Genomic DNA, 15,860 nt, shown 5'->3' on the forward strand with positions numbered 1-15,860 from the left:
CTTTTTTATGCTTCCCAGGCCCGCTGTTGCAACACCACCCGGTAACCGTCCAGATCTTCGAACGTCTGTCCACTGGTGTCCCAATAAGGGTTGTAGGCGGCGACGCGCTGAAAACCGGCGTCCAGCATTCGCTGACATCCCATCAGCCAGTCCGCTTCATCCGGCAAATAAAATACCAGTAAGTGATCTTGCGTCGGTGCCTGCCCCACTTTCACGCCACGATGGTGAGTGAACTCCAGGTGATAACCGTGCTGCGGGTGCCCGACCATTACGCCGTCAAAACCCTGATGATCGTCGAACTCACCCAACCGTTCGAAACCCAACCCCTGACAGTACATAGCCGCAATTTCTTGCAGACGATCGGTCGGACGCGCAATGCGCAGTACCGCATTAGCTATTGGCATTATTTCTCCGCATCATAATGATTTCATACAGCGCCATGCCCACCAGCATCGCCGCCACAAACAGCCAGCCCGCCGGAGAGCCCGCCCCGGCGAGTACCCAGGCCGGCCCAGGGCAAATGCCCGCCATGCCCCAGCCAATGCCAAACAACGCGCTGCCAGCCAGTAAACGACCATCAAGACGACGGTTGGTAGGGATCTGCAACTCGTCATCCAACAAACTACGCTGTCGGTGGCGAGCCCAAAGAAACGCCGGTGCCGCCACGGCAATCGCCCCCACCATCACCAATGCCAGCGACGGATCCCAATGGCCGGTAATATCGAGAAACGCCAAGACCTTGGCCGGGTTGGCCATACCGGCAACGATCAGACCAAGGCCAAAAATCGCACCGCTCAGTAAAGCAAACAGGTATCTGAACATGGTGTTAACCCCCTATCCAGTGACGAACTGCCCATACCGTGGCAAAGCCCAGCAGCATAAATACCGCCGTGGCCGCCAGCGAACGCGGTGCCAGTCTTGCGGTTCCGCAAACGCCATGGCCGCTGGTGCAGCCGCCGCCCAAGCGGGTACCCACCCCCACCAACAATCCGGCCACGATCAGCCACAGGCTGCTGCCACTCACTGGCATTGCCGGTAAGGGTGCGCCAAGACCATACAGCCAGGGCGATACCAACAGCCCGACAAGAAATGCGGCCCGCCAGGCTTTCTCTTTGCCCCGCGGCGTCAGCAAACCCCCGGTAATCCCGCTGATGCCGGCGATACGGCCGTTAAACACCAGCAGCAGGGTGACCGCGATGCCAATAATCCCTCCGCCAGCCAGGGCCGATAACGGCGTAAAATGCAGCCAGTCAATGGTCATTGTGTCTCTCCCGGTTTTGGGCAATAAAGTTGATACAGGGTGCCCAGTATGGCCAGCGCCTTTTCATCACTGACCGCGTAGTAAATTTGCTTGCCGTCACGGCGTGTGGCTACCAACCCTTCCTGACGCAACACGCCAAGCTGTTGTGAAAGTGTCGGCTGGCGGATCTCCAGCGCCTGAGCCAATTCCCCTACCGACATCTCGCCCTGGCTGAGCTGACACAGCAACAGTAAGCGATCCTCGTTGCCCAGCGTCCGCAGTAATGTTCCGGCCTGCGCTGCCGCCTGCCGCATGCTGTCGATATCCATCACTTCTCCATATATTTTATAAAATAATATATTGTATATTTATAAACTATATTTCCCCACCGCACCATAGGCTGGTACGAAAGGTTTCAGCATGGCATGCTGCCGTTATGACTTTTCCGCGGACTGGGGTTGCCCCGAACAATGCTGCTTTTCCATGACGCTGTGCCCGCCAACCGGTCGATTGTGCCGATTGCCAAAGATTACCAGCACGGCGACTTCGAGCCGCCCCACTATCATGACTGCGCGCAATTGATTCATAGCCTCAGCGGCGTGGTGCAGGTCAATACCCGTCTGGGCAGTTGGGTGGTCCCGCCAGGGCGCGGCGTCTGGCTGCCGGCGCGGGTTGAGCACAGCCTGCGCATCACCGGCAAGGTTGCGGCAAGAGCTCTGCTGGTCGATCCGCTGGCGCGCGCCGATCTGCCGGCACGTTGTGAAGTGGTGCAGGTTTCCCCGTTGCTGCGCGAACTGATTATCTGTGCGATGGATATTACGGCGGACTACCCCACCGGAGGACGTGAAGAGCGGATCATGGAGCTGATCCTGGATGAGTTGCGCGTGCTGCCTATTTTGCCGCTGAATTTACCCGAGCCGCGCACTGAGGCCCTGCTGACACTGTGTCGGCATATTCAGCAATCGCTGGCACACCCTTGGGAGTTGGAGCAGGCGGCCCGTTACATCAATGTCAGTGGTCGCACGCTGTCACGGCGCTTTCAGCGTGAGACCGGACTGCGCTTTGGTGACTGGGTGCGACGTGCCCGGTTACTGGCGGCATTGAACGCGCTGGCCGCCGGGCATTCGGTGTTGGAAGTGGCGCTGGATCTGGGTTACGACAGCCCCAGTGCTTTCAGCGCCATGTTCCGTCGCCTGCTGGGCGTCGCGCCCAGTGCTTATTTCGCCAAATAACGTGCGGCAACGTTGAACAGAGCCTGCAAGGAGGCGCTGGCGGAATCGACGTCGATGCCCACGCCATAAGCCGCCCCACCGTGCGCCACCGTACAGCGAATATAGGCCACGGCGCGGCTGTGGCTCTGATGCCCCAACGTATGCTCGTGGTAGTCCTCTATCGCCAGATTCAATCCAAAGCTCTGACGCAGCGCATCCACGGCACTGGACAACAGGCCGTTACCTACGCCCAGCAACCGCTGTTGTTGCCCTTCGAACAACACCCGAGCGCTGAAGCTGTAGGCCTCGATGCTGTGACTCTCGGTCTGGTAGCTCAACAATTGCAAGCGCGGTTGCTCGACCAGGCCATAACTGAAGCGAAACAGTCGCCACAGTTCGGCGGTAGTCATCTCTTTGCCGCTGCCGTCGGTGGATTGCTGCACTACCTTGCTGAAATCAATCTGCAGCCCGCGGGGTAACGACAGCCCATGGTTCTGTTCCAGCAGCCAGGCCGCACCACTTTTGCCCGACTGGCTGTTAACCCGGATCACTGCTTCATAACTGCAGCCGACGTCCGCAGGATCGAGCGGCAGATAAGGCACCTGCCACAGACCGTCCTGTCGCTGCTGCTGGGCGGCGAACCCCTTTTTGATCGCATCCTGATGAGAGCCGGAAAAGGCGGTGAAGACCAGTTCACCAGCATAAGGATGACGTGGGTGCACCGGCAGTTGGTTGCATTGCTCGACCACCTCTACCACCTGCTTCAACTGGCTAAAGTCCAGCCCTGGCGCGATGCCCTGGGTATACAGATTGAGCGCCAGCGTCACCAGGTCAACATTGCCGGTGCGCTCGCCGTTACCGAACAGGCAGCCTTCCACCCGATCGGCACCGGCCAGCATCGCCAGTTCGGCGCAGGCGACCCCGGTACCGCGATCGTTATGCGGATGCACGCTGATGGTCACCCGATTTCGCTGACTGAAGCGACGGCAAAACCATTCAATCTGGTCGGCGTAAACGTTCGGCGTACTGACTTCCACCGTCGCCGGCAGGTTGATGATCATCGGCCGCCCGGGGCCAGGCTGCCAGACATCGGCTACCGCTTCACAAATTTCCAGCGCAAACTCCAGCTCGGTAAAGCAGAAGGTCTCCGGCGAATACTCAAAGGTCCAGGCGGTCTCCGGCTGCTGCTCGCACTGCTGGCGAATACGCAGCGCCCCGTTGACCGCCAGCGCCACCGTTGCCGCCTTATCCTGCTTAAACACAATTTCACGGAACATCGGCGCGGTGGCGTTATACAAATGCACAATAGCCCGTGGTGCCCCCCGCAATGCCTCAAAGGTGCGATCGATCAGGTCGTCACGCGACTGGGTCAAGACCTGAATGCTGACGTCGTTCGGGATCAGTTGCTCATCAATCAATGAGCGAACAAAATCAAAGTCGGTTTGCGACGCCGAAGGAAACGCCACCTCAATCTCTTTAAACCCACACTGCAACAACAGTTGATAGAACTGGCGCTTACGGGCGTTATCCATCGGTTCCGCCAGCGCTTGATTACCATCACGCAGATCGCTGGAGCACCAACGCGGCGCCTGCTGCAGGGTACGGCCGGGCCACTGACGCTCCGGCAATGCCACCGGCGGGAAAGGACGATACTTGATTGAAGGGTTGGCTAACATGGCGATCTCCAGGACTGTCATAAACGATGCCTTATTATTTCCCGCCGCGAGATGACTTGCTCCCGCCTGGCGGACAACCATCGTCGCGAAACGGACAACAAAAAAATTTGCATCCTGCGCCAGTGCAGCAACAATTACTTTTGATGTCAGTCATGGCGTTTTGGCACGGCCAAAATCCTTTCGTTACCCTCACTACTGGAGATAACCATGAGCCTGTATGCAACCCTGGAAGAAGCAATTGAAGCGGCGCGCGAGGAGTTTATTGAATCCGCTGAAAGCGGTAACGACGATCAACCGCCGGTGCCGCAACAGTTCAATCTGCAAAAGTACGTGATGCAGGATGGTGATATCCTGTGGCAGGCCGAGTTCTTTGAGCAAGAAGGGGAATCGGTCGAGTGTCTGACGTTACGCAGCGGTACCGCCGCACAGGCCATTTTCGACGGTGATTATGACGAAGTCGAAATCAGCGCCGAATGGATAGAGGAAAACACGCTGCACGAGTGGGAAGAAGGAGATTTCCAACTCGATCCCCCGCTGGATACCGAAGAAGGCCAAACAGCCGCCGACGAGTGGGATGAACGTTGAATGAGCGCGGGCGGGAGCGCAACATCCCCGCCCATAAACTCCCCATCATTTTCAGAGAGGCATCATGATTATCCGCCAGGCACGCCCCGAGGATTACCCCGCCATTCTGCAGCTGCAAACACAAAATACCCCGGCCAATTTAAGCGACAGCCAGAAACGTCAGGGTTTTATCGTTTCAAGTATGAACGAAGTGCAATTGGCCCGCATTAATCAGGGTCTGGGTATTCTGGTGGCGGTTGAAGATCAGGCGTTGGCCGGTTTTGTCTGTCTGATGACCACGGACGCGCAGCCGCGTCCGCCGGTGGTGGATGCCATGCTGGAAAAACTTGCCGGCGAGTCATTCAACGGACGACCGCTGAGTGAACAGCGGGTGTTTATGTATGGCCCGGTGTGCCTGGATACCGCCTGGCGCGGCAAAGGCGTACTGAAACAACTGTTCGCTGCCGTCAAGGGACACACCCGAGAGGAATTTGACGTTGGCGCTCTGTTTATTGACGACAGCAACCCGCACTCACTGGCGGCCCATCAGCAGGGATTGAAGATGACGGTGCTGGCCCCCTTCCACTGCGGCACGCATGGATACCAACTGCTGGTGTTTGCCACCCGGGACCAGGCTTACTCGTAAGGCCCGTGCTGCGCATCAAACGGCAGCATAAAGGTATCTACCACCATCGACAGCGGCACATCGATCACCGTGACATAGCGCCAGGGCGTATCGCGCAGATCCCATTGCACACCTGGATAGTATTGATGCCCGTGGCCGGCACCCGGTACTGTGCGACTGATAATACTGCCGCAGCCGGTTAACAGCGTCACGCCTGCTGCCAATAATGCCAGCCGAAGAAAAGCAGAAAGATTCACCAAATTGACTCTTGATCCTGGTTGTTCTGAAAGTAAACAACGCCCGGCGCGAATGTTAACATAGTTTTTCCTATTCAGATTGTCAGCATGGCGTAAGCGAAGCGCCAAAAAAAACGGGGAACACGCAATGCGCATTCCCCGTTTCGGCTACCCGGTCAAGACTTAACGTTGCCCTTGCGGATGAGCCCGCTCATTGTGCGGCAGTTGCTGGTAGTGCTCGCGCCAGGCGGCCCCTTCCGGCAGTAACCAAACACGCTGATGCAAGCGCGACAATGCAACAGGATCGCTTAACAGCTCAAGGCGTTTACCCTTCACCAGCTTCTCCGGCCCCAGTTGTAATGCCTCGTTCACCCGCTCTTCACGATTGTGCTCGATAGCACCCCGCAGATGGTGACGCGCGGTCGCCAACGCAGCCGCCAAAGCATTGAACGACGGGTTAACCACCGCGTGCATAAAGCCATTGGCCAGAGCACGTTCACGGTTAAGCTGCAAATACTCTTCGGTCGCCAGCAGTTCGCGCGGCGGAGAGTACTCTTCCGGGATCAGGAACAGTTTGGCTCGCTTGCTTTTGATACCCAGCGTCGCCCGGCTCGACAGAGACGAAACGATCGGTGACAGGATCAGCGAGAACACGATCGGCGACAACCACCACAGGAAGCGCAGATCCAGCCAGGCCATACCACCGGCCCAGACCAGACCGAGCAACATCTGTGAACCGTGGCGTTTGAAGGCTTCACTCCATGGCGTGTCATCATCGTCACGCTGCGGAGAGTTCCACACCACTTCCCAACCGAGGAAGGCACTGACCACGAACACCGTATGGAATAGCATACGTACCGGTGCCAACAGCACCGAGAACAGCATTTCCAGCAGCATTGACAGGAACAGACGCACGCCACCGCCATATTCCTTGGCACCTTTCGCCCAGATCAGCACGATACTGAGCAGCTTAGGCAGGAACAGCAGCACCAGAGTGGTAGAGAACAGCGCTATCGCCAGTTCAGGGCGCCACTGCGGCCAGACCGGGAACAGCTGACGTGGCTGCAGGAAGTACTGCGGCTCCATCAGGGTATGCACTACCTGCAACGCAGTGGACAACGCCAGGAACATAAACCACAGCGGTGCCGACAGGTAAGACATCACGCCGGTCAGGAACACCGCGCGGTGCACCGGGTGCATGCCTTTCACCAGGAACAGGCGGAAGTTCATCAGGTTACCGTGGCACCAGCGACGGTCACGTTTCAGTTCATCCAGCAGGTTCGGCGGCAATTCTTCGTAGCTGCCGGGCAGATCATAAGCAATCCACACGCCCCAACCGGCACGGCGCATCAGCGCGGCTTCCACAAAGTCATGCGACAAGATGGAACCGGCAAAGGAGCCTTCACCCGGCAGCGGTGCCAGCGCACAGTGTTCGATAAACGGCTTCACGCGGATAATCGCGTTGTGACCCCAGTAGTGCGACTCCCCCAACTGCCAGAAGTGCAGACCGGCGGTAAACAGCGGGCCGTAAACGCGGGTAGCAAACTGCTGCACGCGGGCATACAGCGTATCCATACCCGAGGCTTTCGGCGCAGACTGGATGATACCGGCGTTCGGATTGGCTTCCATCAGGCGTACCAGACCGGTGAGACACTCACCGCTCATCACGCTGTCGGCATCCAGGATCACCATGTAGCTGTACTCGCCACCCCAGCGACGGCAGAAGTCGTCGATGTTGCCGCTTTTACGTTTCACACGGCGACGGCGGCGGCGATAGAAGATACGGCCATGACCTTCTACGTCACGGCACAGTTCCATCCAGGCCTTCTGTTCCGCCATGCAGATATCCGGGTCGTAGCTGTCGCTCAGCACGTAGATATCGAAATGTTCGAGCTGACCGGTGGCGGCAACCGACTCATAGGTCGCGCGCAGGCCGGCAAACACCCGTTCGACGTCTTCGTTACAGATCGGCATGATCAACGCGGTGCGGTGCGCCGGATTGATTGGCTCATCGCCCTTGATGGTGGAAGAGATACTGTATTTGTCTTTGCCAATCAGCAACTGCAGGAAGCCCATCAGCGCGGTCCAGAACCCGGCCGACACCCAACAGAACAGAATGGCGAACAGGATCAGAATACCGGTTTGCAACACATAAGGCAGCAATTGCAGCACCGATTGCATCAGATCCTGGTCCAGCATCGCCATTGGATCGATCAGCGCCCAGCCCTGATACGGCAAAATGGTTTTCATGTACCAGGTGGCAATACCGGTCTGCATCAGCATCAGCACCAACAGCACATAACGGCGCATCGAACCGACTACGCGCCAGCGGTTTTCCGCGGCGGCCTCCTCTTTGGAGGCATGGCGGTTGTGCGGCGAACGCCCCAGCAGAGAATCCCAGAAGCGCGCCACCGGGTTGGTGCGCCAGGCTTCCGGGAACATGCTGGTACGTTTAATCGGTGGCGTGGCCTTCAGAATACTGCGGCCTTCCACGTCATTGTCAAAATCGTCGTCGCTGACCGCATCCGGCCAGGCGCTTTCGATACGCGCCTTGACCGAGGCCAGCGCCACGTCATCCGCCGACAGCGTATTGACGTTGGCATCGGCGGCGCCCATCTTGCGATGCAGCGCCTCCAGTGCCTGGGCGTCATCCGCTCCCGGCTGGGGTTTAAGCGCCTCTGACTGCTGAGCAGTCAGAGGCATTGCCGCAAGATAGTCCTGGGCAAGTTGAGTAGGCTTATTCATTAGCAGGTAGCTGATAGCTCCAGGTTTCCGACAGGGTCTTATCACCATTGACCAGCGCTGCGCGCATTTCTACCGGCTTCTTGTCGTCTTTCACTTTCAGACGCACCGTCAGACGCCAGCCTTTGGTCACTGGATTATAGCGGACATTGTTTTCTACCATTTCACCGTTGTCACCGATGCTCACCTGAGCGGCAACCGGCGTCGCCGCGTCCAGGCCTTTCAGCACCGGGCCAACGAAATCAACCAGGAATGCCACGCTGCCGTCTGGCTCGCGGATCAGGTTAGACTGCTTCACGTCACCGGTAGAACGCATGGTCTGGCTGACATAGGCAATGTCCTGCGAATGCAGTTTGTCTTCGTCACGGGTGAAGTGCAGGCGATAGCTCAGTGCCAGCGGTGTTTTAGCATCCGGCAATACATCCGGAGTCCAGAAGGCTACGATGTTGTCGTTGGTTTCATCCGCCGTTGGGATCTCCACCAGCTCCACTTTCCCCTTGCCCCAATCGCCACGCGGCTCGATCCAGGCGCTTGGACGCAGATCGTAACGGTCGTCCAGATCTTCGTAATCCTTGAAGTTACGGCCACGCTGCAGCAGACCGAAACCTTTCGGGTTCTCGACCTGATAAGTGCTGACAGACAGGTGCTTCGGATTATTCAGCGGACGCCAAATCCATTCGCCGTTACCGGCATGGATAGACAGACCGTTAGAGTCATGCAGCGCCGGACGGTAGTTCAGCGTCGGCGAAGGCTGGTTTGGCCCGAACAGGTACATGCTGGTCAGCGGTGCCATGCCCAGTTTGCCGACCTTGTCGCGCAGGAACACTTTAGACTCGACGTCCACCGTGGTATCGCGGCCCGGATAGACCACAAAACGGTAAGCCCCGGTAGCGCGCGGTGAATCCAGCAGCGCGTAAATTACCAGATGCTTGTCGCCCTGCTTCGGACGTTCAACCCAGAATTCGCGGAAACGCGGGAACTCTTCACCGGACGGCAATGCAGTATCAATCGCCAGGCCACGAGCGGAAATCCCGTATACCTGCCCTTTACCCACCACGCGGAAGTAACTCGCGCCCAGCAGGCTCATAATTTCGTCGTTCTTGTCCGCACTGTTGATCGGATAAATCACCTTGAAACCGGCAAAGCCGAGGTTTTTTACCGAATCCGGATCGTGCTTCACCGAACCAAAGTTGAAGTAGTCCGGGTTGTACTTGATCTGCTTCACGGTGGTCGAGGTGACTTCATTGATTTTCACCGGCGTGTCGAAGTACATACCCTGATGATAAAACTCAAGCTTGAATGGGGTTTTCAGCTTGCTCCAATAGGCTTTATCGTGATTGAACTGAATTTGCTGATAGTCCGCGAATTTCATCTCACGGAATTGAGAAGGAAGGTTGCTCTTCGGAGCCTCAAAGCCTTTTCCTGCCAGATCCTGTGCCTGCTTGGCCACATCATCAATAGAAAAAGCCCAGGCCTGCGAAGTAAACAGCGTGAACAATACGGTCGCACCTAACCAACGTACGCTCGCGGCGCGTGGTTTCTTGGATAATATATTAACTAGCACATCCCCCCCTATTCGTGTGCTCAAATCATTTAAATCCATATTAATGGATTATTCAGCTTTCCGACAACATGATAAATCGATGGTTCATGTTTATGGCTCATAGTTTAAGCAGCTGACTTAACACCAGCGTAGCAAGCCCCGCAACAAGACGCTATGGAAAAATGTGAAACGCTATAGTAGGGTTTGAGGTTCGATTTAACCATTGCCGACTTATTAAGCGTGTTAATGACCATTCGATAAAATCACCAGCGGTAACCTATGACTAAAGGCAGCAACCAACGCGAGTTTTTCCTCGATTCGATCCGGGCTTATTTGATGTTGCTCGGCATCCCTTTTCATCTGTCCCTGATCTATTCCAGCCATGCCTGGGCGGTGAACAGCGCTACGCCCTCCTTCTCGCTAACGGTGCTGAACGACTTCATCCATGCCTTCCGCATGCAGGTGTTCTTCGTGATTTCCGGCTACTTCTCGTACATGCTCTATGAGCGCTATGAGCGCCATAAGTGGTTGAAGGTCAGGCTGGAACGGGTGGCGATCCCGCTGCTGAGTTCGATCCCGTTAATAACGGTGCCACAGTTTTTCATGCTGAAATACTTCACCGATAAATTGAACGGCTGGGAAAATTTTTCGCTCTATCAGAAAATAAATGTCACAGTTTGGGAACTGGTTTCTCACCTGTGGTTTTTATTAACCCTGTCATTGCTGACCACCCTTTGTTTTTATCTGTTCAAAAAAATCAAGGCGATTAAAAGTAGTGCCGTTCCCTATCCAATAAATAAAATGACCGGATTAGGAAACATCTCACTGCTCTTTCTTATTTATGCTTTATGCTATTCGGCCGCACACCGTATTATTTTAATTTTCGCCCCCCACTTACTCTCCAATGGCCTGTTCAATTTCGTGGTGATGGAGACCATGTTCTACCTGCCGTTCTTCATCCTGGGTGCTTACGCCTTTAAGTATGTGTGGTTGAAAGAGATTTTCCTCAAGCCCTCTGTTTGGTCGCTGCTCGGTTCGCTGTTGTTGTTCATTGCCTACATGCTGAATCAGAAGTATCTGGCCCACAGCAGCTATATGTTCGAGCTGGAAGTGGTGATCAAAACCCTGCTGGGTATCCTGATGGCTAACGTGGTTTTCGCATTCGGACATAACCTGCTGAACTATCACTCACCTCGAATCACTTATCTGGTCAATGCATCGCTCTTTATATATCTGGTGCACCATCCACTGACCTTGATATATGGCGCTTTTGTGACGCCGTATATTGACAATAATCTGCTGGGCTTCCTGGCGGGCCTGGTGTTTGTCTTCTCCTGCGCTTTCGTCTTATATGAGCTGCACAAACGCATTCCTCTGCTACGATTCCTGTTCTCCGGGAAACCACAATAAGCCAATGGCCCGGCATGCCGGGCCGTTTGCTGTCATACGCCTGTACGCCATAACCGATATCATAATTTTGCACACCGGTACCGCAGCCCATTTCAGCCGCTGAGCACACATTGCTCACCCCGTTGGCGAAAGTTAAGGCAAAGTTATACTGGAGCATATTGCCGCTAGTTGTTATAACTGCAACGCATAAGTGGAAATCCACATCCCTGCCTTACGGTAGCGATTGGGCTCAATGAACCCTGAGGGACGGCGTTGTCGTTATCATGACGACAATGTTTGCAGTAGCTCCCTTCCGTCACGACAGAGAGGATTTTTAATGACTGATAAAGACACTTCGGCTCCGGAAGCCGTACCAGAAAACGCCACCCTGCTAAAAATTCTTGGCCGATTGCTGTCCGCACTGGATGCGTCGATTGGCGGCAAGGACCGCAGTATTCTGGTCACCGAGCTTTCCAGCCTTAACCTTGACGGTATTTCGGAGTCAGAACGCAAGCTGGCTGCCGAGCTGATCAAGCGGGCTTTGCAATCACTCGATCATTAATCACGCCACGCCTGCAAACCATTAAGCCTCCTGACGGGGGTTTAATGGTTTTTCCTCACCTCGTCGCAACGAAAAATGAGGTTTATTGTCAGAACAGAACCACAGCAAGCTGATAAATATAGATAAAAGTAAGAAGTTCACCGGTTTATCCCCACTTCCTCACGCTTTCCTCCTTAAATGACAATAAATGCCAAACTGTTTTGCAAATCAGCCTTGGCGTTTTACCCAAAAAACAGGCTATCATCATGGGGTATCTGCGCCAGCGCGCAACGCCTTTCCCCCAGCCAGCAGGAGAACGTTATTTTGGATGCCAGCACCATTAACAGTTTGTTCATCATCGGTGCCGTGTTGGTGGGAGCAAGTATTCTTCTCAGTTCATTTTCCTCACGCCTGGGGATCCCCATTCTGGTTATCTTCCTGGCTATCGGCATGCTGGCAGGGGTCGATGGCCCTGGCGGTATCGTTTTCAGCAATTATCCGGTGGCCTATCTGGTCAGCAACCTGGCACTGGCCGTGATCCTGCTGGACGGCGGCATGCGCACCCGTGTCAGCTCATTTCGCGTGGCACTTTGGCCGGCACTTTCCCTCGCCACCGTCGGCGTGGTGATCACCGCCGGGCTTACCGGGCTGGCTGCCGCCTGGCTGTTCAATCTCGACTTGCTGCAGGGCATGCTGATTGGCGCCATTATTGGCTCCACCGACGCCGCTGCGGTATTTTCACTGCTGGGCGGCAAAGGGCTTAACGAACGCGTCAGCGCCACGCTGGAAATCGAATCCGGCAGCAATGACCCGATGGCGGTGTTTCTTACCATCACCCTGATAGCGATGATCTCCGCCGGCGAAACCACGCTGAGTTGGATGTTCCCGCTCCATCTGCTGCAGCAGTTTGGTATGGGGATTGTTTTTGGCCTCGGCGGCGGCTGGCTGCTGTTGACGCTAATCAACCACATAAAACTGGCCGAAGGCCTGTATCCGCTGTTGGCCGTCAGTGGCGGCATTTTGATTTTTGCCCTGACCACCGCGCTGGACGGCAGCGGCATTCTGGCAGTCTATCTGTGCGGCCTGACGCTGGGCAATCGCCCAATCCGCAACCGGCACGGTATTGTCCAGACCTTTGACGGCCTGGCCTGGCTGAGCCAAATCGGTATGTTCCTGGTGCTGGGGTTGCTGCTCAATCCGCACGAATTACTGCCTATCGCCATCCCTGCCCTGCTGCTGTCGCTGTGGATGATTTTGTTCGCCCGGCCGCTTTCAGTGTTTATCGGACTGTTACCGTTCCGCAGTTTTACCCTGCGTGAACGCAGCTTTATCTCCTGGGTTGGCCTGCGCGGTGCCGTGCCGGTCATTCTGGCCGTCTTCCCGATGATGGCCGGGTTGCCAAATGCGCAGCTGTTCTTCAACGTGGCCTTCTTTGTGGTGCTGGTCTCACTGTTACTGCAAGGCACCACGCTGTCGTTCGCGGCGAAGAAAGCCAAGGTGATCGTGCCGCCGGCACTGGCCCCCATTTCACGGGTTGGGCTGGACGTACACCCTGAAAACCAGTGGGAGCAGTTTGTTTATCAGCTCTCGTCAGAAAACTGGTGCGTAGGCGCTGCGCTGCGTGAGCTGAAAATGCCACCCGGCACGCGCATTGCTGCATTGTTCCGTGGCAAAGAATTGTTGCACCCCAGCGGCAGTACGCGACTGCGCGAAGATGACATTCTGTGCGTTATCGGCCACGAACATGACTTGCCAGTACTGGGCAAACTGTTTAGCCAGGCGCCGGTGGTCACCATGGATGAGCGTTTCTTCGGCGACTTTATCCTGCAGTCGGACGCACGCCTGAGCGATATTTCACAGGTGTATGGGCTTAACCTGCAGGAAGGCGTCGACGAACAGCAAACACTGGGCCAATTCGTCCTTAAACTGATTGGCGGCGAGCCCGTGATCGGCGATCAGGTCGAATGGGATGGCCTGACCTGGACCATCGCCGAAATGGATGGCAACGCCATCAGTAAAATTGGCGTAAGAATTGTTACTGACTGATTTTTCCGCACCACCGGCCGCCGCGGGGCAACACTCGCGGCGGCCCCTTCAATACAGACGGAACTTATAGTCCTGGAAAGGTTCTTAAACTCTGTAATTATCAAAACCGGGCGTTCAGCCCCGGCGGTTTAACCTTTACTCTGGGAACACTGCATCGCGGTGATGGGTATTGATTTGAACAGTAAAACTCGATTTCTATCGGCCATGCTGGGGATTGCACTGACGGTCATAGTGCTGGATCTGGGTATCGCCGATTTGGTCCACAGGCTCTTAATTGGATAATTTTAACGTGGCACAGCAGCAACAAGAAAAAGACATTTTGGGAAAAATACTGATTACCGTTTCCGCGCTCTGCCTGGTTACCGTGGCAGCGCTGCTGATTTGGGGATTTGTGCTGGATTAATCGTTGACCTGGTGGGCGTAACACGGAAACACAACAACAACTATTTTGTTACAATACGCCCACATCTCTTGCCGACCATTACGCGTATGCTAAGCGCAGTCGGTAATAAAAATAAACCCTCATACTACTTAAGTGTTGGCCCGCCTGAAACGGGCTTTTTTTTGCCTGCAACTCGGATTTTGGGCATAAAAAAACCGCCGCAGCGGTTCTTTATTAACGATGGCAATCAGATCTTGCAGCCTTCGCAGTCCGCCTCATCCTCAAGGATTTCTGGCAGTTCTTTGACTTTCTGCGCCGCTTTCTCTTCTGCTTGCGCCAATTCGGCATCGATATCAAAATCGAAAATATCATCACTCATCGTAAATTCCTCACGCTAAACGGTCTTCAATGCGTGAGTATAATCGACAACCGCGCAGGCGGAAACCCTTCAGTTAAGCACCGCCACCTGCGGCTGCTCATCCTGTGGCTTCTTTGAATACGCCAGATCGTAAACGTCATAGAAATCAATCTCGCCCTTATTGGCGATGATTTCCTGCATCCGGGTTTTCATCGCAGCACCGATCGACGGCTCATCCAGCAGCGCCTTCACCGACTGCGGCGACAGGGCGCGAGTGAAGTACCACTCGCCGTTATAACACACGCGTAGATCCAGCACGCCGATGTCCTCGAAGCGATACACCGGTTTGATTTCAATCAGCAGCATGGCGAACATGAACAACACGAAGGCGGTGAAAGCTAAAAAGGAGATGAAGCCCATATAAGGGACCTGATACATCACTGCGATCACGGCAAAATAGCCGGCAAACATGGCAAGACACAGATAACGGTGTTCACGGGCAAATTCGCTGTTAAAGCGCAGTTTGCCGTCGCGCCCTTCCTGCCGATTGATCCGTTCGATTTCTTTTACCAAGATGCTTTTAATCGCGTCCATCGCTACAACCTTATGCCTGGGGGACATTATTGCTATCAATAATCATTCCTCAAACTAACACAGGTACAGTTTGCCCAGGTAGATCAGTTATACAATTTAAAATCGGCAACTGTTATACCCACGCTGGCTAACGTTGCAGGGAATTTTTACCTTGGGCAAACATAAACATCCGCTGAGCGATATCGTCAGCCTGTTTGATTTTTTGCTTTTGCGGCTCATTGCAGCGCTGAATAGCGCGAGCATAGGCAAGTTCATGCGCCTGGTCGATCATCGCAATAATCTTGTCACGGTCCTGCTTCTCCAGGTTGCCAAGCATGGTGGTGATAATCGCCTGATAGGCATTGGAGGCGGCGGTCAGCGACTGTTCGCGGGCTTCAAGTGCCGCTACGCGTTGCAATAACTCCTGCAGTTGATCGAACTCAGACATAGCGATCTCCTGTTGCCGGGCAGCATACCTGCCTGATTACAGTTTAGCAAAGATCGATGGAACAGAAGAAAACATAAAGAAAGGAGAAGAAACGGTTACGGCAAAGCACACCCGAAAAACCCAACAAGGAGCCGATAGTGCAAATCAACCCGGGTGCACTTTACGGTAACAGTTCACGAAAGGAAGCTGGCGCGCTATGCAGGACTCGAACCCGCGTCTATCAATTTTGTAGCCAAAAAAGCATTTTAAAACCAACCACTCTGCCAACTGAGTTAATAGCGCATTC

18 protein-coding genes and 1 tRNA gene are annotated in these 15,860 nt (G+C 55.0%); 7 read left to right on the forward strand and 12 right to left on the reverse strand.

Features of this window, described 5'->3' with window-relative positions:
- Positions 1–5: 5 nt before the first annotated feature.
- Genes OC597_RS00840 through OC597_RS00855 form a run of 4 tightly spaced genes read right to left on the reverse strand, consistent with a single transcriptional unit; the run spans position 6 to position 1,569 of the window.
- The gene (locus OC597_RS00840) at positions 6–404 is read right to left on the reverse strand and encodes a VOC family protein (RefSeq protein WP_261284225.1); all 399 of its coding nucleotides are present in this window, start codon (positions 402–404) and stop codon (positions 6–8) included.
- On the reverse strand, positions 391–822 hold the full coding sequence (locus OC597_RS00845) for a YeeE/YedE family protein (RefSeq protein ID WP_261253693.1): 432 nt from the start codon (positions 820–822) through the stop codon (positions 391–393). The genes OC597_RS00840 and OC597_RS00845 overlap by 14 nt, the downstream gene beginning before the upstream one ends.
- A gap of 4 nt (positions 823–826) precedes the next feature.
- On the reverse strand, positions 827–1,261 hold the full coding sequence (locus tag OC597_RS00850; RefSeq protein ID WP_099065686.1) for a YeeE/YedE family protein: 435 nt from the start codon (positions 1,259–1,261) through the stop codon (positions 827–829).
- Positions 1,258–1,569 (reverse strand): ArsR/SmtB family transcription factor, encoded by a 312-nt coding sequence (locus OC597_RS00855; RefSeq protein WP_219015903.1) that lies wholly within the window; start codon positions 1,567–1,569, stop codon positions 1,258–1,260. The genes OC597_RS00850 and OC597_RS00855 overlap by 4 nt, the downstream gene beginning before the upstream one ends.
- A gap of 141 nt (positions 1,570–1,710) precedes the next feature.
- Here OC597_RS00855 and OC597_RS00860 point away from each other — a divergent pair, with 141 nt between their 5' ends.
- Positions 1,711–2,472 (forward strand): AraC family transcriptional regulator, encoded by a 762-nt coding sequence (locus OC597_RS00860; RefSeq protein WP_085116211.1) that lies wholly within the window; start codon positions 1,711–1,713, stop codon positions 2,470–2,472.
- Here OC597_RS00860 and leuA read toward each other — a convergent pair.
- The gene (leuA, locus tag OC597_RS00865) at positions 2,457–4,127 is read right to left on the reverse strand and encodes a 2-isopropylmalate synthase (protein ID WP_262207521.1); all 1,671 of its coding nucleotides are present in this window, start codon (positions 4,125–4,127) and stop codon (positions 2,457–2,459) included. The genes OC597_RS00860 and leuA overlap by 16 nt on opposite strands.
- A 207-nt stretch (positions 4,128–4,334) precedes the next feature.
- On the opposite strand from leuA, the gene OC597_RS00870 reads away from it, so the two are divergent.
- Together OC597_RS00870 and OC597_RS00875 are read left to right on the forward strand one after the other, a co-directional pair.
- Positions 4,335–4,712, forward strand: a complete 378-nt coding sequence (locus OC597_RS00870) for a MysB family protein (protein WP_262207032.1) — start codon at positions 4,335–4,337, stop codon at positions 4,710–4,712.
- A gap of 64 nt (positions 4,713–4,776) precedes the next feature.
- Positions 4,777–5,337 carry a GNAT family N-acetyltransferase gene (locus OC597_RS00875; protein ID WP_262207034.1) on the forward strand — a complete coding sequence of 187 codons (561 nt, stop codon included), beginning with the start codon at positions 4,777–4,779 and terminating at the stop codon, positions 5,335–5,337.
- Here OC597_RS00875 and OC597_RS00880 read toward each other — a convergent pair.
- From OC597_RS00880 to OC597_RS00890, 3 genes are all read right to left on the reverse strand, one after another.
- Positions 5,328–5,573, reverse strand: coding sequence for a YceK/YidQ family lipoprotein (locus OC597_RS00880; RefSeq protein WP_099065689.1), 246 nt, complete (start codon positions 5,571–5,573; stop codon positions 5,328–5,330). The genes OC597_RS00875 and OC597_RS00880 overlap by 10 nt on opposite strands.
- Before the next feature lie 162 nt (positions 5,574–5,735).
- Entirely contained in the window at positions 5,736–8,297 is a 2,562-nt protein-coding gene (mdoH, locus tag OC597_RS00885) for a glucans biosynthesis glucosyltransferase MdoH (protein WP_262207036.1), read from the reverse strand.
- Positions 8,290–9,858, reverse strand: a complete 1,569-nt coding sequence (locus tag OC597_RS00890) for a glucan biosynthesis protein G (protein ID WP_261253684.1) — start codon at positions 9,856–9,858, stop codon at positions 8,290–8,292. Before OC597_RS00890 ends, mdoH begins: the two co-directional genes overlap by 8 nt.
- 258 nt (positions 9,859–10,116) lie before the next feature.
- On the opposite strand from OC597_RS00890, the gene mdoC reads away from it, so the two are divergent.
- From mdoC to OC597_RS00910, 4 genes are all read left to right on the forward strand, one after another.
- Positions 10,117–11,247 carry a glucans biosynthesis protein MdoC gene (gene mdoC / locus OC597_RS00895; RefSeq protein ID WP_261424419.1) on the forward strand — a complete coding sequence of 377 codons (1,131 nt, stop codon included), beginning with the start codon at positions 10,117–10,119 and terminating at the stop codon, positions 11,245–11,247.
- Positions 11,248–11,563: 316 nt separating this feature from the next.
- Entirely contained in the window at positions 11,564–11,788 is a 225-nt protein-coding gene (locus OC597_RS00900) for a hypothetical protein (protein ID WP_085116203.1), read from the forward strand.
- 303 nt (positions 11,789–12,091) lie between these two features.
- Positions 12,092–13,813, forward strand: a complete 1,722-nt coding sequence (locus OC597_RS00905) for a potassium/proton antiporter (protein ID WP_261253681.1) — start codon at positions 12,092–12,094, stop codon at positions 13,811–13,813.
- A 274-nt stretch (positions 13,814–14,087) separates the two neighbouring features.
- On the forward strand, positions 14,088–14,216 hold the full coding sequence (locus OC597_RS00910) for a hypothetical protein (protein ID WP_261253676.1): 129 nt from the start codon (positions 14,088–14,090) through the stop codon (positions 14,214–14,216).
- Positions 14,217–14,442: 226 nt separating this feature from the next.
- Here OC597_RS00910 and OC597_RS00915 read toward each other — a convergent pair whose 3' ends face one another.
- The 4 genes from OC597_RS00915 to OC597_RS00930 all read right to left on the reverse strand — a co-directional run bounded on the left by OC597_RS00915 (position 14,443) and on the right by OC597_RS00930 (position 15,856).
- A complete protein-coding gene (locus OC597_RS00915; protein ID WP_012006291.1) occupies positions 14,443–14,574 on the reverse strand; it encodes a hypothetical protein in 132 nt (43 codons plus the stop codon).
- Between the two features lie 69 nt (positions 14,575–14,643).
- The gene (locus tag OC597_RS00920) at positions 14,644–15,147 is read right to left on the reverse strand and encodes a YlaC family protein (RefSeq protein ID WP_261253675.1); all 504 of its coding nucleotides are present in this window, start codon (positions 15,145–15,147) and stop codon (positions 14,644–14,646) included.
- Positions 15,148–15,274: 127 nt separating this feature from the next.
- Complete coding sequence (locus OC597_RS00925) at positions 15,275–15,574, reverse strand: hypothetical protein (protein WP_261253674.1); 300 nt, start codon at positions 15,572–15,574, stop codon at positions 15,275–15,277.
- Between the two features lie 187 nt (positions 15,575–15,761).
- Positions 15,762–15,856: transfer RNA gene (locus OC597_RS00930), tRNA-OTHER, on the reverse strand.
- Between the last annotated feature and the right edge of the window lie 4 nt (positions 15,857–15,860).

Source organism: Serratia proteamaculans, assembly GCF_946227095.1.
GTDB classification, from domain to species: domain Bacteria; phylum Pseudomonadota; class Gammaproteobacteria; order Enterobacterales; family Enterobacteriaceae; genus Serratia; species Serratia proteamaculans_E.